The organism is Roseovarius sp. MMSF_3359, from assembly GCF_030733385.1.
Taxonomy (GTDB): Bacteria; Pseudomonadota; Alphaproteobacteria; order Rhodobacterales; family Rhodobacteraceae; genus Roseovarius.
This window is the reverse complement of the sequence record NZ_JASHJC010000004.1, coordinates 58796-79651: the sequence shown is the minus strand read 5'-3', so window position 1 is coordinate 79651 and position 20856 is coordinate 58796. Positions and strand designations below refer to the sequence as shown.

Sequence of the window (20856 nt, the reverse complement as noted above, 5' to 3'; positions counted from 1 at the left end):
GCTGACACGCGTACAAAACGCCTCAGGGGACCTTGTTGAGCTCCCTGCGAATGTCGTCCCAGCCCGAACCAAGGCGCGCAGCACCGCCGGGCAGCGCCCACCCACGGTCGGGTACTGCCCGCTGGCTCCTCTGCCACACAGTGAAAAACAGCGAAGCCATTACGCCAGTATCCCATCTCCCTCTCCACGGATTTTATCCACAGTTGACACAAAACGGGAACATGCGTAGAACAAAACAAAACGCAGTGACCGGAGGATGCGTCAGATGTTGACCAAGAAGCAGTTGGATTTGCTGGAGTTTATCCATAAGCGTGTGCAGCGCGATGGTGTTCCCCCGAGTTTCGACGAAATGAAGGAGGCATTGGACCTCCGGTCGAAATCCGGCATCCACCGGCTGATCACAGCATTGGAAGAACGCGGTTTCATCCGCCGTCTGGCACACCGCGCCCGGGCATTGGAAATCGTGAAACTGCCCGAGACCTTGGGCGGCGAAGCGACCCATGGGTTTTCGCCCCGCGTGATCGACGGTGACAAGCCCGATGCGGCGAAACCCGCCAATGCCCAACCGGTTGAGACCGCCGCGGCGCTGGAACTGCCCGTGATGGGGCAGATCGCAGCCGGTGTGCCGATCGAAGCGATTTCTCATGCCTCGCATAACGTCGCCGTGCCGGGCAGCATGCTCAAAGGCTCGGGCGAGCATTACGCGCTTGAGGTCAAGGGCGACTCGATGATCGACGCGGGGATCAATAATGGCGACGTGGTGATCATCCGCGAAACCAGTGCGGCGGATAATGGCGATATCGTCGTGGCGCTTGTCGAAGATCACGAAGCGACGCTGAAACGCTTCTTCCGCAAGGGCAATGCCATCGCGCTCGAAGCCGCCAACCCGGCCTACGAGACACGGGTTTTCCCAGAGGACAAGGTCAAGGTGCAGGGCTGCCTCGTTGGGCTGATCCGCACCTACTGAGAATTCCAGAGCCGCGCGCCGGTGAGCTGGCGCGCAGACACCGTTTTGATCCCCTCATCGGTCCGATAGAGCGCCAAGGCACCTGATTTCTGCAATGTTTCCGGATGGATAACCCGGCACGGCAGGTCCCGCGGCGGATCGACATTCATCACCACCCAGTCCATTTCAGCACAATCGGTCAGGGCCTCTGCGGCGCGTTTGCCGCGGATGGCGGTGATGTTGAAGGCCGCAGGCAGCGCCTCGGACCAACGCGCGGCGGCGCCCTCTTGCAGCGCGGCATCGCCGTCGTTTTCAAGCCAGTTGAGCGCGATGAACCCGCCTCCCTTTGGCCGGCTCAGCGCCCGTCCTTCCTCGGTCATCACGCCGACGAGCCCGCCGGTATCGGCGATCAACACATCGGGCCGGGTAGTTTGTGACCAGAAGACAAAAGCCGCGATCATCGGAGCCACGCCAACGACCCGCGCCCGCCCCTGCCAGAGCACGATCACCAGCGCCCCAAGCATCATCAGCGGCAACACGAAAGGTTCGGGGCTGACCACTGTGCCGCGCGCGCCATCGAGGTTCGAGACGAAATGCGCGACCCCCAAGATCCAGCGCAGGCCAAGCCCCATGATCCAGAGCGCGATGCCCTCAAGCCCGAGAGGCAATAGGCAGGCTGCCAACACAGCAGCGGGCATCACCAGCACGCCCATCAGCGGGACGCTCAGCAGGTTGGCGAGCAATCCGTAATGGGCGAACTGGTTGAAATGCGCCGCCGCAACCGGGGCCGTGGCCAGCCCCGCCACCAGCGACGAGATGAAAACCGAAGACACGCCGTTCATCCAGGGCGGCCCGAACCGGATCTTGTGATCCCTGAACCAGCCGAAAACCGCGACAAGTGCCGTTGTGGCGGCGAAAGACATCTGGAACCCGGGGCCAAGCAACGCCTCGGGCCTGAGCACCAACACGATGATCGCCGCCACCGCCACGGCCCGGAGGCTGAAGACGCGCCGGTCAAAGAGTACCGCAACGAGGGCAACTGCGACCATGACGAAGGCCCGTTCCGTGGCCACGTTGCCACCCGAGAGCGCCAGGTAGCCCGCGGCCACGACCATCGCCATCGCCGCGGCCAGTTTCTTTGTGGGGACCCTGAGTCCGATAAAGGGAATCGCGGCAAGGCCAATGCGAAAGACCGCAAAGACGAACCCGGCCAAAAGCCCCATATGCAGGCCCGAAATGGCCAGCAAGTGGGCGAGGTTCGACACCCGCAGGGCCTTTAGCGTGTCCTGCCCCATGCCGGCGCGGTCCCCCGTCATGATGGCGGCCGCAAAGGCGCCGGTCTCGCCGGGAAGCGCCGCCTGCACCCGGGCCGAGAGCCACATCCGCGTCTTGAAGAGCCACTGGCCGCGCTCCGGCGGGGCGATGGCCAGCAGTGGCGTCCGCGTGTAGCCCACCCCGCCTAGTTTCAGAAACCAGGAGTGGCGCTGAAAATCGAAGCCGCCCGGTTCAACCGGCCCGCCCGGGGGCGAGATATGGGCGGTGGCAATCACCCGCAGCCCGGGAACCGGATCGGTAAACCCCTGCTGCCCATGGAGCGAGATCCGCACGCGTTCGGGGGTCTTCTCCGGCACCACATCGCGCAACACCACCTGATCCAGGGTAAGGCGCACCGCATCGCTGGCCGAGCGGTCGATGCCGATAATCCGCCCTTCGACCGGGCCGTAGTAACGCCAGCCAATCACCGGCGCCTCCATCTGGTGGGCGCGCAAGCCCGCCAGGCAAAACCCGAACGCCACGAGCGCCAAGGCCCAGAGCACCGGCGCCAGCATTGCACCGGACCAGCGGGTCGCCAGCGCCAGGACGCACCCCGCCCCGCCGACCCACCCATAGGCGGCCATCGGCGGTTCGGTTTTCATGGTGAAATAGGTCACGATCCCGATCGCCAGGAACACCGGCACCCAGGGGAACAAATGCCCCCGCTGCGTCAGCCACATGGTTTGCAGGACATGCCCCAAGGCCAAGACTTGTCACCCCTCTGACGGGTCGATAGACAGGCGTTAACGCTATCTCCATCCCGGTTACCGAAAGGTTAATTTGCCCCATGTCGCAGCATGTCGTGACCCGTTTTGCCCCCTCTCCCACCGGTTTTCTGCATATCGGTGGGGCGCGCACGGCGCTCTTCAACTGGCTCTTTGCCCGCCATCACGGAGGGCAGTTCAAGCTCCGGATCGAAGACACCGACCGCGCCCGCTCGACCGATGCGGCTACGCAGGCGATCCTGGACGGGATGAAATGGCTCGGGCTGGATTGGGACGGTGAGGCCACCAGCCAGTTCGAAAGTGCGGCGCGTCACGCCGAAGTGGCGCATGAGTTGCTGGCCAATGGGAAAGCCTACAAGTGCTTTTCGACCCAGGAAGAGATTGCCGCCTTCCGGGACGCTGCCCAGGCCGAGAAACGCTCGACCCTTTTCCAGAGCCCCTGGCGTGACGCCGATCCGTCGACACATCCCGACGCGCCTTTTGCGATCCGCCTGCGCACGCCGACCGAGGGCACAACCGTGATTCACGATCAGGTGCAGGGCGACGTGACCATTCGCAACGATCAGCTTGACGATATGATCCTGCTGCGCAGCGATGGCACGCCGGTCTACATGCTTGCAGTTGTGGTCGATGACCACGATATGGGCGTAACCCATGTCATCCGCGGCGACGATCACCTCAACAACGCCGCGCGGCAGATGGGGATCTATACCGCCATGGGCTGGGACGTGCCGGTCTGGGCGCATATCCCGCTGATCCACGGGCCGGATGGCAAGAAACTGAGTAAACGGCACGGCGCACTTGGGGTCGAGGAATATCGCGCCATGGGTTACCCGGCCTCGGGCATGCGCAATTACCTCGCCCGGCTCGGGTGGAGCCACGGCGATGACGAATTTTTCACCGATGCGCAGGCGCGTGCGTGGTTCGACCTTTCCGGTATCGGCAAATCCCCGGCGCGGTTTGATTTCAAGAAACTAGAAAACCTCTGTGGTCAGCATATCGCGGCCAGCGACGATGCTGCACTGCTGCATGATCTGGCGGATTTTCGGGCCGTAACCGGTCAGGCGCCGCTGTCTGACGCCAAGGCAGCTTTGTTCGAAAAGGGCATGTACTGCCTCAAAGAGCGCGCCAAGACATTCCCGGAATTGCTTGATAAAGCTGAATTTATCCTGGCGGATCGACCGATCACGCCGGATGAAAAATCTGCAAAAATGCTTGATGATGTATCCCGTGGTATACTGAAAGAATTGACGCCGCAGCTGCAAAATGCTAGGTGGTCCCGTGACGACCTTGAGGCGACTGCGAACCGGTTCGCCGAAGATCACGACATGAAGTTCGGTAAGTTGGCCGGTCCGCTGCGCGCGGCACTGGCCGGGCGGAGTGCAACGCCAAGCGTCTTTGATATGATGCTGGTGCTCGGGCGCGAGGAAACGATCGCCCGGCTTACCGACGCGGCCGGTTAGGTGGAGGAGACTGACCTGACGGCACAACGACAAGAGGCCGCCCTGGGGCGCGATGACGGAGGAAATCGACATGACAGACAGCACCAAATCCGCGAAACTTGAAATCGACGGGAAAACCTACGACCTTCCGATTTTCTCCCCCACTGCCGGCCCCGATGTCATCGACATTCGCAAGCTCTATGGCCAGGCGGGTGTGTTTACCTATGATCCCGGCTTCACCTCGACCGCAAGCTGCGACAGCACGATCACGTTTATCGACGGGGGCAAGGGTGAGTTGCTGCACCGCGGCTACCCGATCGACCAGCTGGCCGAGAAATCGCATTACCTCGAGGTCTGCTACGTGCTGCTCTACGGCGATCTGCCTTCGGCCGCGCAGCTTGAGGATTTCGAGAGCCGCGTGACCAATCACACCATGCTGCATGAGCAGATGCATTTCCTCTTCCGCGGGTTCCGACGGGATGCGCATCCGATGGCGATCATGGTCGGTGTCGTTGGCGCGCTCAGCGCCTTCTACCACGACAGCACTGACATCAACGATCCGTGGCAGCGCGAGGTTGCCTCGATCCGGATGATCGCCAAGATGCCGACCATCGCCGCGATGGCTTATAAATACACGATCGGACAACCGTTCATCTATCCGCGCAACGACGTGGACTACGCGTCGAACTTCCTGCGCATGTGTTTTGCCGTGCCCTCCGAGGATTACGAGGTGAACCCGATCCTGAGCCGCGCGATGGACAGGATTTTCACGCTGCACGCGGATCACGAGCAAAACGCCTCGACCTCGACCGTGCGCTTGGCCTCAAGCTCGGGTGCGAACCCGTTTGCCTGTATCGCGGCGGGTATTGCCTGTCTCTGGGGACCGGCCCATGGCGGCGCGAACCAGGCCTGCCTTGAGATGCTGCGCGAGATCGGGACCGTGGACCGCATCCCCGAGTTCATCGACCGCGCCAAGGACAAGGACGACCCCTTCCGTCTGATGGGCTTCGGTCACCGCGTCTACAAGAATTTCGACCCGCGCGCGAAGGTGATGAAGCAGTCGGCGGATGAGGTTCTTGAGCTTCTGGGCGTTGAGGACAACCCGACGCTTCAGGTGGCGAAAGAGCTGGAAAAACAGGCGCTTGAGGATGAATACTTCGCCGAGAAGAAGCTCTTCCCCAATGTCGACTTCTATTCCGGCATCATCCTGGAGGCGATGGGCTTCCCCACGTCGATGTTCACCCCGATCTTCGCCGTGTCGCGCACCATCGGCTGGATTTCGCAGTGGAAAGAGATGATTGCCGATCCGCAACTCAAGATCGGCCGCCCGCGGCAGCTCTACCAAGGTGCGACCGCGCGGGATTACGTGGATATCGAAAACCGCTAAGGTCTTCCGGTCGGTGCAGAACGCCCCGCCGTCCCGGGCTTGACCCGGGACCTCCTTTGGTGAGGCGCAGAGGCCCCGGATCACATCCGGGGCGTGTCATCGTCTCGGAACCCGAAGCGCGCTAAGGCAAATCTGCTTTTCGTTCAGTCATCGCATCGACGCGCCCATAGAGCGTCAGGCCATCGGCACCGGCGGGTGTCAGCGCGTAGATGCCGGTGGAGACCCTTTCGAACCAACCGTAATGGTCATCCGCCATGATCCGCGTGGCATTGCCCACCCCTGTGGCCTTGGCGACCACCGCACCCTTGCTGGCGCCGTGATCGGCAAGATAGGTGGCCACCCGCAACACATCCTGCCGGTAGGCCGTCACCAGCCCCGTGCGGGTCGAACCGCCCTTGGTCGGGTCCCCCACACGGCGCTGAAACTCCCGCAACAGACGGCCAAGATGCGCCTTGGACTTGCGCGGCTTGTAGGGGCCGGGATCAACCATCACATCGACGAAACCGTCGCGTTGCCGCACGGTCATCAGGCCAAGCCCCAACCGCCGGCAAAGCGCGGCATTGTCTCGCATGGCCACGTAAGCGCGGCGGCCAGTCTTGTGCGGCACGGCAAGGTAGACCGCGTCGCTCACCGCCTGCCGCGCAATGCCCTGATGGACGAGGCTCAGCGTGAAGCGGTTCTTGAGCTCGACCAATACGGGCGGATCCTCCCCGCGCACGGCCATCACGTCCACTGCGCCGATCTCGCCCTTGACCACATATCCCTGCCCCTCAAGGAACGCCTTGACTGGGGCATAGAGTGCCTCTTCGGGCGCATCGGACACTCAGCGCCCCTCGTAGCGGGCGGGCCGTTTTTCGAGGAAAGCCACAACGCCCTCCTTGAAATCGCGGGTCTTGCCGCAATCGCCCTGAAGCTGCGCCTCAAGATCAAGCTGCCGGGCAAAGCCGTTTTCCCAGCTATCTCGCACCGCCTGCTTGAGGTTGCCATAAGCCTGCGTCGGCCCCTGGGCCAGATGCGCCGCGCGGGCGCGCCAATGGGCGTCGAACTTCTCATCCTCGACCGCCTCCCAAATCATGCCCCAGTCATCCGCCTGCCGTGCGCTTATCGGCTCGGCAAAAAGCGCGGCCCCCATGGCCTTGGCCGCGCCCATCTGCCGGGGCAACCAATAGGTGCCGCCCGCATCGGGAATGAGGCCAATCCGGGTAAAGGCTTGAAGGAAATAGGCACTCTCAGTGGCGATCACCACGTCGGCGGCCAGTGCCAAGTTGGCCCCTGCCCCCGCCGCCGGGCCGTTCACGGCGCTGATCGTGGGGATCGGGCAGTCGCTGATCGCGCGCAGCATCGGCACATATTCGTCCTTGAGCACCCGTTCGAGGTCGATCGAGGCCGCATTGCCGCTATCGCTCAGGTCCTGCCCCGAGCAGAACGCCCTGCCCTTGCCGGTCAGCACCAACACCCGCGCATTACGCCCCGCATAGCCCGCCGCATCGGTGATCTCGGCGCGCATCTGGGTGTCGAGCGCGTTCATCTTGTCCACGCGGTTCAGGCTGAGAATGGCAATGTCTTCCGACAGCTCCAGCGTGATCGTGTCATACTCTTTCACGAGCGGCCCCTTCCTTTTGCTTGCACCTCCGCAGTCAAACCCGATTTCCGCGAGCGCAGAAAGGGGAACCGCGCGTCATTCTTTCATGATTTCCTTCAGGCGGGCTTCTTCCGCGTCGCTGAGGCCCGCCTCGGCGGGGGCCGTCGCCGCAGAGCGTCGGCGCAGGTAAACTACTCCGGTGACACCGGCCAGCAAGAGCATCACCGGCCCCGCCAGCCACAGCAGCAGGTTCGAGCCGCCCGATTGCGGCTTGAGCAGGACATATTCGCCGTACCGGTCGACGATGAAGGCAATCGCCTCGGCATCGGTGTCGCCCGCAACCAATCGTTCGCGCACCAGAAGGCGCAGGTCGCGGGCCAGGTCGGCGTTGGAATCGTCGATGCTTTCGTTGCGGCAAACAAGGCAACGAAGGCCCTTGGACAGCTCGCGCGCGCGTTCTTCGAGCACAGGATCGTCCAGCACCTCATCGGGCTGCACGGCCCAGGCGGGAGACATCAGCAGGATGAGGCAAAGGACCAGGCGTTTCATTCCGCAGGCACCCCCGCCCGGGGCGCCTTGCGCGCGCCCGCCGCCACGCGGTAGCGGCGGTCACTGAGCGACAGTGCCCCGCCGAGCGCCATCAGGATCGAACCGCCCCAGATCCAGTTTGCCAGCGGTTTGTAATAGCTGCGGACCGCCCATCCACCATTTGCCTGCGGGTCGCCGATCACCACGTAGATATCACGCAGGAACCCATTGTTGAGCGCGGCCTCGGTCGTGGGCATCCCCGCCACGGGATAGATCCGTTTTTCGGGGTGCATGGTGGCGATCACGTCGCCTGCGCGCGAAAGGGTGATGTCCCCGGTGGTCGAGAGGAAATTCGGCCCCTGAACCTCGCGGACACCGTCGAGCGTGATGGTGAAACCGGCGAGGTCGAAACTCTCGCCCACCTGCACGACACGGATATCTTCGACCTCCCAGGCCATCATCGCCGCCACACCGGCAATGGTCACACCAAGGCCCGCATGGGCCACGGCCTTGCCCCAATCCGCCCGCGGCAAACGCCGCAAGCGCCGCAACCGATCCGCGCCCCGCCCGGTCCGCCCCCAAAGGTCGACCGCCGACCCGGAAATCAACCAGGCCGCAAGGAAGAGACCGACCGGCCCAAGCGCCGAGCGGCCGCTCTGCATCGCCCAGGCCAGTGCACCAATCGCCAGCGCCAGGAGGAAGGGCCAGCGCAGGGTTTTGAGGACCCGGCCCAGTTTCGCGCGTTTCCACGGCAGCATCGCGCCCACCGGCAGGATCAGACCGAGTGCCACCATGAAGGGAGTGAAGGCCAGGTTGAAAAAGGGCGGGCCGACCGAGAGTTTGCGGTCAAAGAAAAGCTCGGCGATGAGAGGCCAGATCGTGCCCACGAAAACCACGAAGGCGGCAACGCATAAAAGGATGTTGTTGACCACCAGCATGGATTCGCGGCTCATCAGGCCAAAGACACCCTTGGCCTGCATCACCCCTGCCCGCGCGGCGAAAAGCGTCAGCCCGCCCAGCATGAAGATCGCGAGGATACCCAGCAGGAAGACACCCCTTTCGGGGTCATTGGCGAAGGCATGGACCGAGGTGATGACACCCGAACGGGTGATGAAGGCCCCGATCATCGAGAACCCGAAGGCGATGATGGCCAGCAGGATGGTCCAGCTTTTGAGCGACTCGCGTTTTTCCACGACGATGGAGGAATGCAGCAGCGCCGCCGCAATCAGCCAGGGCATGAAACTCGCGTTCTCGACCGGGTCCCAGAACCAGAAGCCGCCCCAGCCCAGCTCGTAATAGGCCCACCAGCTTCCCAATCCGATGCCGATGGTCAGGAAGATCCAGGCCGCCAGCGTATAGGGTCGCACCCATCGGCCCCATGCCGCGTCGACGCGCCCCTCGATCAGGGCCGCGACGGCGAAGGAGAAGGTCATCGAGAGGCCGACATACCCGAGGTAGAGAAACGGCGGGTGGAAGGCGAGGCCGGGATCCTGCAAAAGCGGGTTGAGGTCGCGACCGTCAAAGGGCGGCACAGCAAGGCGCAGGAACGGGTTTGAGGTGAAGAGGATGAAGGCGAAGAAAGCAACGCCGATCATGGCTTGCACCGCCAGAACCCGCGCGCGCAGACCGGGGGGCAGATTGCCACCGAACCACGCGACCATCGCGCCGAAGAGCGTCACGATCAGCACCCAGAGCAGCATCGAGCCTTCGTGATTGCCCCAGACGCCGGTGATCTTGTAGAGGAGCGGTTTCGCCGTGTGGCTATTGTTCACCACCAGTTGCAGCGAGAAATCCGAATAGACGAAGGCATAGGTGAGCGCCGCGAAAGACGTCGCCGTCAGCAGGAATTGCAGGGTCGCGGCGGGTTCGGCGACGGCAATCCAGCCGGGCATGCGTCTTTGCGCCCCGATGAGCGGCACGATGGCCTGAAAACAGGCGGTAAAGAACGCCAGGATCAAGGCGAAATGACCAAGCTCGGTAATCATACCGTCATTATAGGTCGCAGGCCCCCGAGGGCCAATGCGAAAACCGCTTTCCGCGGGTTCACATTGTCGCGGGCGAGATCAGGCGGCGGTGCGGCGCCAATCGTCAAGTGCCGCGTTGTTCGCCGGGGAAACACTGGCCAGCGTCAGCGCCGCATCGGGGCGGGTGTCAGCCACGCCGGGGCTCTTTGCGCCGAGCTTGCGCAGCGCCTCGATATTGTCGATCACCTTGGGGGCGCGGGCCATCGTGTTGGCCAGCGAGCGTTGGAACTCCTGTCCCTTGAGCTGGTGGCGCGCGCCGAAATAGAACGACACGATCGCCCCCAGTAGCCACCAGAGCGGCTCAGGCACCAGGGCAATCCCCTGCATCCGCTCGGCAAACCAGATCGGGTCGGCCATCGCCGCAATAAAGAGCGCCAGTGTGCCCAATGCCATCGCCGGGCGCGGCAGGCGGTTCAGCCCATCCATGAACCGGTCGAACCAGCCGCGCTGCCGTGGCGCGAATTCGCTGGCATATTGCACCATGGTCTGCTGGCGCATGTCGGCCTCGCGCGCGGCCCCGGCCTCGGCGTTTTCGCGAAAAACCTCCGCGGTCTCGGCGACGACATTCCGCCCGCCGCCGAATACCAGGTTCAAAAGCTGACCGATCAACCCCATGCCGCGGTCCTCTTGCGGAACTCGGCGGTGCTGAGGTGATAGCGGGGCGAAATGAACTCCTCCGCCCGGCGGATCCAACCGCCTTTGCCACCGGCGCGGGAGCGGGCGTATTTGCGTGATGCCGGGCGCCGGTCTGCGAGGCGGAAGTAGTAGTTGCGTCGAGCGATCCCATAGGCATCGACTAGATGGTCAGGCGCAGCGTTGTGGGCGGCGGCTGCCGCGGCCGCGGTCTTGGGCCCGAGGGCGCCATCGACCGTCAGGGCCTGCCCCATCTGCCGCAGCAGCCGTTGCAGGATCTTGATCGCGTTCGATCCAGCATTCACGTACATGTCAAACACGCTGGCCTGCAACGGTTCCGGCAGACGGGCAATGCCGGGACGGTGGAAATAATGGCTGATGAAAATCTCTTCGGCCTGCGCGCGGCTCAACTGCCGCACGTCACGCACATTGATCCGCCCGTCTCCGGTGAGGTCCAACCCAAGCCGCCGCATCGTGTGAATGGTCACGCCGTATTTGGTGGCCCCGCCCGGATCGTCCGGATCATTTACAAACCCGCCTTCACGGGCGACGATTTCTTTTGCAATCTCGGAGACGCTCTGCATGCCTGCACCCATTTTCCTGTTGAAAATTTGGCGCAGAGAGTGCGGCGGGAGGGTTAATGCCGGGCTTAACTACCGTCCGGCTCCTGGTAGACGCCCTGTTCCTTAAGGGCATCGACCACTTCCTTGGGCATGTAGTCTTCGTCGTGTTTCGCGAGGATTTCGGTGGCCTTGAACACCCCACCTTCGAGCGTCCCGGTTCCGACCATGCCCTGATTTTCCTCGAAGAGGTCAGGCAGGATGCCGGTGTAGGTGACCGAGACGACGGCGCCGCCATCGGTGACGTTGAACCGCACCGTCTCGCCCTCGCCGCGCACAAGGCTGCCCTCTTCGACAAGACCACCGATGCGGAACACTTCGGTGGGTGCCGGCGGTTCGGCCACGATCTGGCTCGGGGAGCGGAAGAAGTTGATGCCGTCGCGCATCGCGTACCCGATGAGCGCGGTCGAAGCGATTAATGCCACGGCCGCGATCGAGATGATCTGAATCCGGCGCTTTTTCTTGAGCGACTTCATCTTTTTCCCCTACGGAAAGACCGGCGCCAGCATAAGGCCCGTCGTCTCCTCTTCACCTAACATCAGATTGGCATTCTGCAAGGCCTGTCCGCTTGACCCCTTGGTCAGGTTATCGAGCGCGGCAATGACAATCGCCCGGCCCGGGATGCGGTCGCCCGTGACCCCGACATGGCAGAAATTGCTGCCGCGGATGTGCCGGGTGCTGGGGTGCTGACCGAAGGGCAGCATCTCGACAAAGGGCTCATTCGCATAGGCGCACGCCAGTGATGCATGCACCGCCTCCGGGTCACCTTTTACGTAAACGGTGCCAAGTATCCCCCTGTTTGCAGGCAATAAATGCGGGGTGAACTGCACCTTGACGGGCCGTCCGGCGATGGCGGAAAACTCCTGATCGAACTCGGCCAGGTGCCGGTGCGTGCCGCCCACGGCATAGGCGTGGGCACCCTCGGACAGTTCCGCATGCAGCAGGTTTTCCTTGAGGGACCGCCCCGCCCCGCTCACGCCGGTCTTGAGGTCGATGATGATATCGTCGAGGTCGATCACCCCATCCGCGATCAATGGCCGCAGGGCGTATTGACCGGTGGCCGCGTTGCATCCCGTCCCCGCGACCAGCCGCGCGCCCCGGATTTCCTCGCGGTAGAACTCGGTCAGGCCATAGACCGCCTCTGCCTGGCACTCGAGCGCATCGTGCTGCCCGCCATACCATTTGGCATAGACCTCCGGGTCACGAAGCCGGAAGTCCGCGCTCAGATCCACGATCTTGAGCGTTTTGGGCAGCGCCTTGATCACCGCCTGCGACGTGGCATGGGGCAACGCGCAAAAGCACAGGTCAATGCCGTCAAAATCAATCTCTTCGATCTTCACAAGATCCGGCAGTTTCAGGTGGCGCAGATGCGGGAACACGGCGGCCATCGGCTGGCCCGCTTTCGAATTGGCGGCAAGGGCGGCGATCTCCATCGTCGGATGGGTGGCGATCAGCCGGACAAGTTCGGCGCCCGTGTAACCGGAGGCGCCCAGAATGGCGATTTTATGGGTCATGGCAGACCTCTTTCATTGTTCATGTGGTAGCGTTTAGAAAATTATCGGTGCGGCGGCAATCTATGCCGCTTCAAACTCGATTTTTCGTCGCAAGAACTGCGTGGCGCGGTCCGAGACGCGCTTGGCATCACCGGTGGTCAGGAACCGGGATTCGGCGCCCTCCCCGGCCATATCGGCATGCCGCCCGAGGTAGTCGGCAAGGCTTTCGGCCACCAGGTCGGCCTGAGAATAGACCTTTACCTCCGGGCCGAGGGCAGCCTGAAAAACCTCTTCCATCAAAGGGTAATGCGTGCAGCCGAGAATCGCCGCCTGCGGATTGGGCATCTTGCGTTTGAGCGCGTCCACATGGCTCCGCACCAATGCTTCCGCGAGGATCATGTCACCGTCCTCGATCGCATCGACAACACCGCCACAGGCCTGCGCCTCGACATCGACACCGATGGCGCGGAACGCCAATTCGCGCTGAAACGCCCGGCTGGAAACGGTCGCAGGGGTCGCAAACAGTGCCACATGCTTGACCGCGACCTCGCGCGGCGGGGAATTGTCGCCCCATTGCCGCTCGGTCAGTGCCTCGATCAGCGGCACAAACACGCCAAGCACCCGCTTGCCATCGGGCACACCGGCCTCCTGCATCCGCCGCAGCGCCGCCGCAGAGGCCGTGTTGCAGGCCAGGATGACAAGGTTGCACCCATCCTCCCAAAGCCGCGTCACCGCCGACCTGGTCAGATCATGCACGTTATCGGCATCGCGCACCCCATATGGCGCATGGGCATTGTCACCGAAATAGACGAATGGCACATCGGGCAGTCGCTTCTGAACCGCGTCCAGAACCGTCAAACCGCCAAGGCCACTATCGAAAATTCCTACTGCCATCTGTCCTGCGCCCGTGCGCCATCAATCCCATTCGAATCCGACCGACCGCGAGTCGACCGGGGTTGGAGAAAGCTCATACGTCTTATGGCGGAGGAATTCCATGAGGGATTTCGGATCGCGCGAAAGCGGGTCGAGAAGGTCGCGCCCAAGGGGCTGACCGATATGGACCCGAACCGGCGTATCAACGCGGCGCCCGAACTCCTTGATGAGCAGACCGAGGCGCAACGTCTGATGCAGATGGCTTGCGACCTGGAACAGGCGGCTGTTCTGCCCGTCGAAAAAGAGCGGCACCACGGTGGCATCGGATTTTGCCACCATCCGTGCGGTAAACCCGCGCCAGCCCGGATCCATGGGTCGCGAAAACGGCTTGGCCGAGGTCGCAACGGCCCCGCCCGGGAATATCCCGATGGCACCGCCCTCCCCGAGGAAATCAAGCGAACGGCGGCGAGTCTCCAGGTTCGTTGCGATGGCCGCGTGGGTTTCATCGAAGCTGACCGGCAGGATGAACCGGTTCAGCTCCTCGGCCTTGCGAAAGACCGAATTTGCGAGGATGCGAAAATCACCCCGGGTGTGGCTCAGGATATGACCCATCATCAGCCCGTCGAGGATGCCATATGGGTGGTTTGCGATCAGGATGAGCGGCCCCTTGCGCGGGATCGCGTCGAGCCTGCCCTGCACCACCTCCAGCGACAGGCCATAGCGGTCGGCCATCACCTGCCAGAAATCGCGCCCGGCGGCGACTTCGTCTTCGTAGCCCCGCGCGCGTTTGATCAGGCCGATGCGTCCGGTCAGGTTCTCCATGGCCCGGATCATGGCCCGTCCGCCGCGCGTCTCGGCGGAATGCGCGTAGCTTACATCTCGGACAACTCTCGCGGGCTCGTGCATCGGCAAACCTCCCAAAGCGACACGGCGGGTGGCTGCCACCCGACCGCGTTAGTCTGGAACGTCCTTATCACGTTTTGATGACGGTCACTGCGCCGCCTGGCGTGTTTTCTCGCCCCCTGCGCGGATCACCGCCAACAGCTCCTCACGCCGTTTCTCCGCCTTCGCTGCGTTTGCCTCCTTGACCGGGCCGAAACCGCGGATTTGCAGCGGCAGGAGCGCCAGGGCAAGGATTGCATCACGGGTATCCGCGTCAAGTTTGGGCAGCACCTCCTGCATGTCCCGCTCGTATTGCCGGATCAGGCTGCGTTCCATCCGTCGCTCAGCCGAATAGCCGAAGATGTCCAGCGGCGTGCCCCGCAGACCCTTGAGTTTGGTCAGCATTTTCAACGGTTTCGCCATCCACGGGCCAAAGGTGCGTTTGATCGGACGCCCATCCGTGCCCTTCTTCGACAGGATCGGCGGGGCCAGGTGGAATGTCATCTTGAAATCGCCATCGAATTCGGCGGCGGCCTTCTCCTGCGAGGTCAAGAGAAGTCGGGCAACCTCGTATTCATCCTTGTAGGACAGCACTTTGTGATAACCTTGCGCCACGGCCAGCTTCAGCCCCTCATCATCCACCTTGTCGACCATTTTGCGGAAGCGTTTGGCAAGCCGCTTACCCTGGTACGCCACGAGGTGATCGGCGCGGAAGGCGATCTTTTCCTGGGGTGATTTCGGCAGTTCAATCACCTTGGGCTGGATCAGGCGCGCGGCCTCTTCCGGATGAAGCGCCGCCCAACGACCGATTTCGAAGGCGCGCAGGTTCTTGGCCACCGCCGCGCCGTTCAATTCGATCGCCGCGGTGATCGCCTCAAGGCTCAGCGGGATCAGCCCACGCTGCCAGGTCGCGCCAAAGATCATCATGTTGGAAAAGATCGAATCGCCCATCGCCGCCCGCGCCAGTTCGGTCGCATCGAAAAGCTGCACCCCATCCTTGAGCCGCGCCTGCAACGCCAGCTCCAGCCGGTCGGTGGGCAGTTTGAACTCGGTATCGCGGGTGAAATCGCCGGTGATGATCTCGTGGCTGTTGACCACCGCGCCAGTCCTGCCGCGTTTCGTGAGGCCCAGTGTCTTGGCCCCCGCGCTGACCACAAGGTCTCCACCAATGAGCGCGTCGCATTCGCCCGTGGCCACGCGGATCGCCGCGATATCCTCGGGCCGCTCCGCCAGGCGGCAATGGATATGCACCGCGCCGCCCTTCTGCGCGAGGCCGGCCATTTCCATCATGCCGGCCCCCTTGCCGTCGATCTGCGCCGCCTGCGCCAGCACCGCGCCGATGGTCACGACGCCAGTGCCACCGACGCCGGTGATGACCACGTTATGCGTGCCGTTGATCGCGGGCAGATCGGGCTGCGGCAGATTGGGAAGCTCGATCTCGGCCGTCTTTTCCTTGCGGATGGTCGCGCCCTCAAGGGTCACGAAGGACGGGCAGAAGCCTTTGAGACAAGAAAAATCCTTGTTGCAGCTCGATTGGTCAATCGCCCGCTTGCGGCCCAGCTCGGTCTCGACCGGTACGATCGAGACGCAGTTTGATTGCACCCCGCAATCGCCGCAGCCCTCGCAGATATCAGTATTGATGAAGACGCGCTTGTCAGGGTCCGGAAACAGCCCGCGCTTGCGGCGGCGGCGTTTTTCGGCGGCGCAGGTCTGGATATAGACAATCGCCGACACGCCTTCGATTTCAGACATGCGATTCTGCACATCCATCAACTCGGCACGCTCTTTGATTTCAATGCCTTGCGGGAAGGCTTTAAGGTCAACGTCTTCTTTCTCGTCATAAACGACGGCGAGGTGTTTCACCCCCATCGCCTTGAGTTCAGCCACGATCCGGGGCGCATCAAGGCCACCTTCGTTGGGTTGCCCACCAGTCATCGCGACCGCGTCATTATAGAGGATCTTGTAGGTGATATTCGTCCCCGCCGCCAAGGCCGCACGGATGGCCTGCACACCCGAGTGGTTGTAGGTGCCGTCGCCCAGGTTCTGGAACACATGGTTGCGCGTGGAAAACGGTGCCTCGCCGATCCAGTTCGCGCCCTCACCGCCCATATGGGTGAAACCGGTGGTTTCGCGGTCCATCCATTGCACCATGTAGTGGCAGCCGATCCCGGCATAGGCGCGCGTGCCTTCGGGCAGCTTGGTCGAGGAGTTATGTGGGCAGCCCGAGCAGAAATAGGGCAAGCGCGAGGCGATTTCTTCGGCATTGTCATTCCGGCGCGCATCGGCCAGAAGGTCCAGCCCCGCCTTGACCCGTTCGGTCCCGCGGCCCTCTTCGATCAGGATGCCGCCGAGTTTTTCGGCAATCATGATCGGATCAAGCGCGCCCCGTGTCGGGAAAAGCTCTTCGCGGTGCATCCCACCCGCGCCGCCCTTGTACCAGCCATAGACGCGGCGCCCCTGCCGGTCGTCAAAAATCGCCTCTTTGACCTGAACCTCGATCAGCTTCCGCTTTTCTTCAATGATAACAATCAGGTCCAACCCTTCGGCCCAAGCATGAAACCCCTTCATATCCAGCGGGAAGGTCTGCCCGATCTTGTAGGTGGTGATGCCCAGCCGTTCGGCCTCGTCCGCGTCGATGCCCAGCAGGTCAAGCGCGTGCACCAGGTCGAGCCAGTTCTTGCCCGCGGCGACAAACCCGATCTTGGCCCCGGGTTTGCCGGTCATCCGCTTGTCCATCTTGTTGGCATGGCTGAATTCTTCGGCGGCGAAACGCTTGAAATCGATCATCCGCGCCTCTTGCAGGTGCGGCGTGTCGCCCAAGCGGATGTTGAGCCCACCGTCGGGCATGTCAAACTCCGGCGTGACCAATTGCATCCGGTCGATCCGACCATCGACAACCGACGTGGCCTCGACCGTGTCTTTCATCGTCTTGAGCCCGACCCAGAGCCCCGAAAACCGGCTGAGCGCATATCCGTAGATGCCGTAATCAAGGATCTCCTGCACACCAGCAGGGCTGACCACGGGCATGTAGGCGTCGACCAGCGCCCATTCCGACTGGTGCAGCACGGTGGAGCTTTCGCCGGTATGGTCATCCCCCATCGCCATCAGCACGCCGCCCTTGGCGCTCGTCCCGGCCATGTTGGCGTGGCGCATCACGTCGCCGGTGCGATCCACCCCTGGCCCCTTGCCGTACCACAGACCGAAAACACCGTCATACTTGCCCTCGCCGCGCAGCTCCGCCTGCTGGCTGCCCCACAGCGCGGTGGCCGCCAGGTCTTCGTTAAGGCCTTCGTTGAAAGTGATGTTCGATTGCCCGAGCAGCTTGGCCGCGCGCGTCATCTGCAAATCGACCGCGCCCAGGGGCGAGCCGCGGTAACCGGTCACGTACCCGGCAGTGTTCAGACCAGCCGCCCTGTCGCGCGCTGCCTGGGTCAGCATCAACCGCACAAGCGCCTGCGTCCCGTTCAGCAAAACCGGCGATTTCTCGAGGTCGAACCGGTCGTTCAGTGACACTTGTTGCTTGCTCATAATGGCCTCCCACCGTCTGGCGTGCTACGTCTCAATATAGGGTAATAATAGGTCAAAATATATGACCTACCAAGCGGAAATTGTGGGAATGGGCGGTGTATCTCCGTCGGTTTTTTGCTATTGCGTGACCGGGGACGTTTTGAATCGAAAGTTGCGGGTATGGATTGGGACAAGCTTAGAATATTTCACGCGGTGGCGGACGCGGGCAGTCTGACACATGCGGGCGACCAACTGCATTTGTCGCAATCCGCGGTGTCGCGGCAGGTGCGGGCGCTTGAAGAATCACTTAATGCCACGCTTTTTCACCGCCATGCGCGGGGGCTGATTCTGACCGAACAGGGGGAACTTCTGTTCGACGCAACCCGGGCCATGATGAAGCGCCTTGAGGCGGCGACCGCGCGCATCCGTGACAGCGAAGAGGAAGTCTTCGGCGAATTGCGCGTGACGACCACGATCGGTTTCGGCACGCTCTGGCTCGCCCCGCGTTTGCCAAAGCTCTACGAGAAGTTTCCCGATCTCAAGATCGACCTGATGCTCGAAGAAAAGGTACTTGACCTGCCGATGCGGGAGGCCGACGTCGCCATCCGCATGAAAGAGCCTAGCCAGGCCGACCTGATCCGCAAGCGGTTGATGAGCGTGCACATGCGTCTCTATGCGGCGAAAACCTATTTCGAGACCCATGCAATGCCGAAAGCGCCCCAGGATCTGCATGATCACCGGTTGATCTGCCAAAATCCGCGTTCGGCGCAGGTTGGGGCCGGCGCGGTGCTGGTCAAGGAGTTGATGACCTTTGACATCCCCTCCCGGCTGACCGTCAATAACTACTACGGTGTGCTTCAAAGCGTGCTCAACAACCTCGGGATCGGCGTCCTTCCGGACTACCTCATCAACGACTTCCCGCAGCTCGTGCCAGTTCTACCAGAGGTAGAATCGGTCGAAGTGCCGGTGTTTTTGGCCTATCCCGAGGAATTAAGACATTCGAAACGTATTGCAGCGTTTCGTGATTTCGTTCAGGAAGAAATCGTTCTTTACCGTAAAAATATGAAAAAACAAGAACTTACCTGAAATTCCACCGTGGTATGCACGCAACGCATACCAGCAATGCTGCGGGTGCGGCATTATTGTTCTTGAACGACTCACACGCAATCCCTAATTCAACCCTTGACGGTGATAGCCGCGAGGCGGTCACCATCATACCTCCCTGTTGGACTAAGGCCGAGCTTTTTGCTCGGCCCTTTTTTTTTGCGCTGCGTTGTGTGGCATGCAGGCGTGGCGTATCAATCCCCATGCTCTCTTTTATCCTCCGCGCGCCTGACCTCTCCGAACTGGATGATCTTTCGGCGCTGCAAATGCGGTCCAAGGCGCATTGGGGATATGACGCGGCTTTCATGGCCGCCTGCAAGGAAGAACTGACCCTGACACCCGCGGATCTGTCGGACACGGCGCTTGTGGTGGGCGCGGTCGACGGCGCGATGGCCGGTGTGGCGCAGGTTGGCCCCCGGGGGCAGGATGCCGATCTTCTCGCGCTTTTTATTGACCCGCCCTACATGGGAATGGGCTTGGGCAAAGAGCTTTTCAACTGGTCTGTCACCGCCGCCCGCCAGTTTTCACGGGACAGGCTCCTGATAGACGCCGACCCGGATGCCGCGGCGTTTTACGAAAAGATGGGCGCGCACCGTATCGGCATAACGCCATCGGCATCAATTCCCGGGCGGGTGTTACCGTTGCTGGAGTATCGTCTCAGATAAGCGGGATATCTGCCGCGGCCATCGGCGACAGCATTCGCGGACCATCGGCCTCGATCACGATGTTTTCCTCATGCACCATCAGCGTCCCGTCACCGGTCTCAACGCCCGGCTCCAGCGTGATGACCATGCCCTCCTGCAGGATGGTGTGATCCTTGGACGTGAGCGACAGCCCTTCTGTCAGTTGCATGCCAAGACCATGGCCAAGCCGCCCTGCCCCTTCGCCACCGCCGACAATATCGGCCATCGCCCGCCAGACATCGCTCGCCCGGGCGCCGACGCGCGCGGTCTCAAGCCCCGCCTGCGTCGCCTCGATCAGCCTTGCATGACCGTCCTTCGTGGCCTGACTGGCGTGGCTCACCGCATAATTCCGGTCATAGTCGCAGAAATACCCGTCCCGCACCGCGCCGGTGTCGAGCATCAGCACATCGCCCGGCACCAGCGGCGTATCGCCGGCGGGCGAGATCACATCGCCATACCCGTCCTGCCCCGCCCCACCGGCCAGATAAGGCACCCAATCGGCGCCCTCTTCGAGCAGGAGCCGCTGGAAATCGCGGAACACCTGCGAGAGCGGCACGCCTTCATGCGCGATCTCACCAACCCGGCCAAAGGCGCGGCCCGCGATGGCGCAAACCGCTTCGATCTTGTCGACCTCTGCCGGCGATTTGACCATCCGCAGCGTCGCCACGATCCCGCGATCATCGGTGAAGGTCAAGCCCGACGCCGCCTTGACCCGGTCGTAATCGGTCAGCGGCATGCGCAGATGGCTCTCATAGCCCGATGGCACGCCGACCTTGCCGTCACTCACCAACTCGCGCAGGGTCGAGGCCAGAAGCGTCACGCCATCATCCGCAGGCTCCGGCGCGGACCACGTGCGAATGTCGCTGATCCATGTCCGGCCCATAAGCGCCGCCCCGATCGAGGGGATCACCGCCACGGGCGCGCCGCTCGCCGGCACCACAAGGAACCACGGGCGGCTCGGGCTTTCCCAGAAGCGCGTCAGATAGCCGGTGAAATAGCGGATGTCCGGCTCTGTCGTCAGGAGGATCGCGCCGAGCCCTGCATCATTCATCCGCGCTTGCGCGGCGCTCACCCGTGCCTGGTACTCACTTGGCGGAAAGACGGCGCTCATGC

18 protein-coding genes are annotated in these 20856 nt (G+C 62.5%); 5 read left to right on the top strand and 13 right to left on the bottom strand.

All coding sequences use genetic code 11. The features are described from left to right. Positions 1 to 265 precede the first annotated feature (265 nt). Positions 266 to 967 carry a transcriptional repressor LexA gene (gene lexA, locus RBB29_RS07360; protein ID WP_306113927.1) on the top strand — a complete coding sequence of 234 codons (702 nt, stop codon included), beginning with the start codon at positions 266 to 268 and terminating at the stop codon, positions 965 to 967. Here lexA and RBB29_RS07355 read toward each other — a convergent pair. After that, entirely contained in the window at positions 961 to 2967 is a 2007-nt protein-coding gene (locus RBB29_RS07355; protein WP_371931445.1) for a ComEC/Rec2 family competence protein, read from the bottom strand. The genes lexA and RBB29_RS07355 overlap by 7 nt on opposite strands. An 80-nt stretch (positions 2968 to 3047) precedes the next feature. Here RBB29_RS07355 and gltX point away from each other — a divergent pair, with 80 nt between their 5' ends. After that, complete coding sequence (gltX, locus tag RBB29_RS07350; RefSeq protein ID WP_306113926.1) at positions 3048 to 4448, top strand: glutamate--tRNA ligase; 1401 nt, start codon at positions 3048 to 3050, stop codon at positions 4446 to 4448. Between the two features lie 70 nt (positions 4449 to 4518). Continuing rightward, positions 4519 to 5814 carry a citrate synthase gene (gltA, locus tag RBB29_RS07345; protein ID WP_306113925.1) on the top strand — a complete coding sequence of 432 codons (1296 nt, stop codon included), beginning with the start codon at positions 4519 to 4521 and terminating at the stop codon, positions 5812 to 5814. A gap of 121 nt (positions 5815 to 5935) precedes the next feature. Here the strand turns inward: gltA and RBB29_RS07340 are convergent, their stop codons facing one another. The 11 genes from RBB29_RS07340 to RBB29_RS07290 all read right to left on the bottom strand — a co-directional run bounded on the left by RBB29_RS07340 (position 5936) and on the right by RBB29_RS07290 (position 17977). Further along, a complete protein-coding gene (locus RBB29_RS07340) occupies positions 5936 to 6637 on the bottom strand; it encodes a DUF2161 domain-containing phosphodiesterase (RefSeq protein ID WP_306113924.1) in 702 nt (233 codons plus the stop codon). Further along, positions 6638 to 7417 (bottom strand): enoyl-CoA hydratase-related protein, encoded by a 780-nt coding sequence (locus RBB29_RS07335; RefSeq protein ID WP_306113923.1) that lies wholly within the window; start codon positions 7415 to 7417, stop codon positions 6638 to 6640. It abuts the gene before it with no gap. 75 nt (positions 7418 to 7492) lie between these two features. Further along, positions 7493 to 7945 (bottom strand): cytochrome c-type biogenesis protein, encoded by a 453-nt coding sequence (locus RBB29_RS07330; protein ID WP_306113922.1) that lies wholly within the window; start codon positions 7943 to 7945, stop codon positions 7493 to 7495. Then, positions 7942 to 9909, bottom strand: coding sequence for a heme lyase CcmF/NrfE family subunit (locus tag RBB29_RS07325; RefSeq protein ID WP_306113921.1), 1968 nt, complete (start codon positions 9907 to 9909; stop codon positions 7942 to 7944). Before RBB29_RS07325 ends, RBB29_RS07330 begins: the two co-directional genes overlap by 4 nt. Before the next feature lie 78 nt (positions 9910 to 9987). Continuing rightward, on the bottom strand, positions 9988 to 10563 hold the full coding sequence (locus RBB29_RS07320) for a holin family protein (protein ID WP_306113920.1): 576 nt from the start codon (positions 10561 to 10563) through the stop codon (positions 9988 to 9990). Further along, positions 10554 to 11165, bottom strand: coding sequence for a holin-associated N-acetylmuramidase (locus tag RBB29_RS07315; RefSeq protein WP_306113919.1), 612 nt, complete (start codon positions 11163 to 11165; stop codon positions 10554 to 10556). The genes RBB29_RS07320 and RBB29_RS07315 overlap by 10 nt, the downstream gene beginning before the upstream one ends. Before the next feature lie 65 nt (positions 11166 to 11230). Beyond that, positions 11231 to 11677 carry a cytochrome c maturation protein CcmE gene (gene ccmE / locus RBB29_RS07310; RefSeq protein WP_306113918.1) on the bottom strand — a complete coding sequence of 149 codons (447 nt, stop codon included), beginning with the start codon at positions 11675 to 11677 and terminating at the stop codon, positions 11231 to 11233. A gap of 9 nt (positions 11678 to 11686) precedes the next feature. Beyond that, the gene (gene argC / locus RBB29_RS07305; RefSeq protein WP_306113917.1) at positions 11687 to 12715 is read right to left on the bottom strand and encodes an N-acetyl-gamma-glutamyl-phosphate reductase; all 1029 of its coding nucleotides are present in this window, start codon (positions 12713 to 12715) and stop codon (positions 11687 to 11689) included. Positions 12716 to 12775: 60 nt separating this feature from the next. Then, complete coding sequence (gene murI / locus RBB29_RS07300) at positions 12776 to 13588, bottom strand: glutamate racemase (protein WP_306113916.1); 813 nt, start codon at positions 13586 to 13588, stop codon at positions 12776 to 12778. Between the two features lie 21 nt (positions 13589 to 13609). Beyond that, positions 13610 to 14473 (bottom strand): lysophospholipid acyltransferase family protein, encoded by an 864-nt coding sequence (locus RBB29_RS07295; protein ID WP_306113915.1) that lies wholly within the window; start codon positions 14471 to 14473, stop codon positions 13610 to 13612. 84 nt (positions 14474 to 14557) lie between these two features. Then, positions 14558 to 17977: an indolepyruvate ferredoxin oxidoreductase family protein gene (locus RBB29_RS07290; protein ID WP_306113914.1), complete on the bottom strand. Its 3420-nt coding sequence runs from the start codon at positions 17975 to 17977 to the stop codon at positions 14558 to 14560. Between the two features lie 159 nt (positions 17978 to 18136). On the opposite strand from RBB29_RS07290, the gene RBB29_RS07285 reads away from it, so the two are divergent. Both RBB29_RS07285 and RBB29_RS07280 read left to right on the top strand, forming a co-directional pair. After that, entirely contained in the window at positions 18137 to 19042 is a 906-nt protein-coding gene (locus RBB29_RS07285) for a LysR family transcriptional regulator (protein ID WP_306113913.1), read from the top strand. A 221-nt stretch (positions 19043 to 19263) separates the two neighbouring features. Next, complete coding sequence (locus RBB29_RS07280) at positions 19264 to 19725, top strand: GNAT family N-acetyltransferase (RefSeq protein WP_306113912.1); 462 nt, start codon at positions 19264 to 19266, stop codon at positions 19723 to 19725. On the opposite strand, the gene RBB29_RS07275 is transcribed toward RBB29_RS07280, so the two are convergent. Continuing rightward, on the bottom strand, positions 19718 to 20854 hold the full coding sequence (locus RBB29_RS07275; RefSeq protein ID WP_306113911.1) for a Xaa-Pro peptidase family protein: 1137 nt from the start codon (positions 20852 to 20854) through the stop codon (positions 19718 to 19720). The genes RBB29_RS07280 and RBB29_RS07275 overlap by 8 nt on opposite strands. Between the last annotated feature and the right edge of the window lie 2 nt (positions 20855 to 20856).

Coding starts and splice junctions, on each gene's coding strand:
- gltX (WP_306113926.1), top strand. CDS start 3,048: ATGTCGCAGCATGTCGTGACCCGTTTTGCCCCCTCTCCCACCGGTTTT.
- ccmE (WP_306113918.1), bottom strand. CDS start 11,677: ATGAAGTCGCTCAAGAAAAAGCGCCGGATTCAGATCATCTCGATCGCG.
- murI (WP_306113916.1), bottom strand. CDS start 13,588: ATGGCAGTAGGAATTTTCGATAGTGGCCTTGGCGGTTTGACGGTTCTG.
- RBB29_RS07285 (WP_306113913.1), top strand. CDS start 18,137: ATGGATTGGGACAAGCTTAGAATATTTCACGCGGTGGCGGACGCGGGC.
- gltA (WP_306113925.1), top strand. CDS start 4,519: ATGACAGACAGCACCAAATCCGCGAAACTTGAAATCGACGGGAAAACC.
- RBB29_RS07295 (WP_306113915.1), bottom strand. CDS start 14,473: ATGCACGAGCCCGCGAGAGTTGTCCGAGATGTAAGCTACGCGCATTCC.
- RBB29_RS07315 (WP_306113919.1), bottom strand. CDS start 11,165: ATGCAGAGCGTCTCCGAGATTGCAAAAGAAATCGTCGCCCGTGAAGGC.
- RBB29_RS07330 (WP_306113922.1), bottom strand. CDS start 7,945: ATGAAACGCCTGGTCCTTTGCCTCATCCTGCTGATGTCTCCCGCCTGG.
- argC (WP_306113917.1), bottom strand. CDS start 12,715: ATGACCCATAAAATCGCCATTCTGGGCGCCTCCGGTTACACGGGCGCC.
- RBB29_RS07325 (WP_306113921.1), bottom strand. CDS start 9,909: ATGATTACCGAGCTTGGTCATTTCGCCTTGATCCTGGCGTTCTTTACC.
- RBB29_RS07320 (WP_306113920.1), bottom strand. CDS start 10,563: ATGGGGTTGATCGGTCAGCTTTTGAACCTGGTATTCGGCGGCGGGCGG.
- lexA (WP_306113927.1), top strand. CDS start 266: ATGTTGACCAAGAAGCAGTTGGATTTGCTGGAGTTTATCCATAAGCGT.
- RBB29_RS07275 (WP_306113911.1), bottom strand. CDS start 20,854: ATGAGCGCCGTCTTTCCGCCAAGTGAGTACCAGGCACGGGTGAGCGCC.
- RBB29_RS07290 (WP_306113914.1), bottom strand. CDS start 17,977: ATGAGCAAGCAACAAGTGTCACTGAACGACCGGTTCGACCTCGAGAAA.
- RBB29_RS07280 (WP_306113912.1), top strand. CDS start 19,264: ATGCTCTCTTTTATCCTCCGCGCGCCTGACCTCTCCGAACTGGATGAT.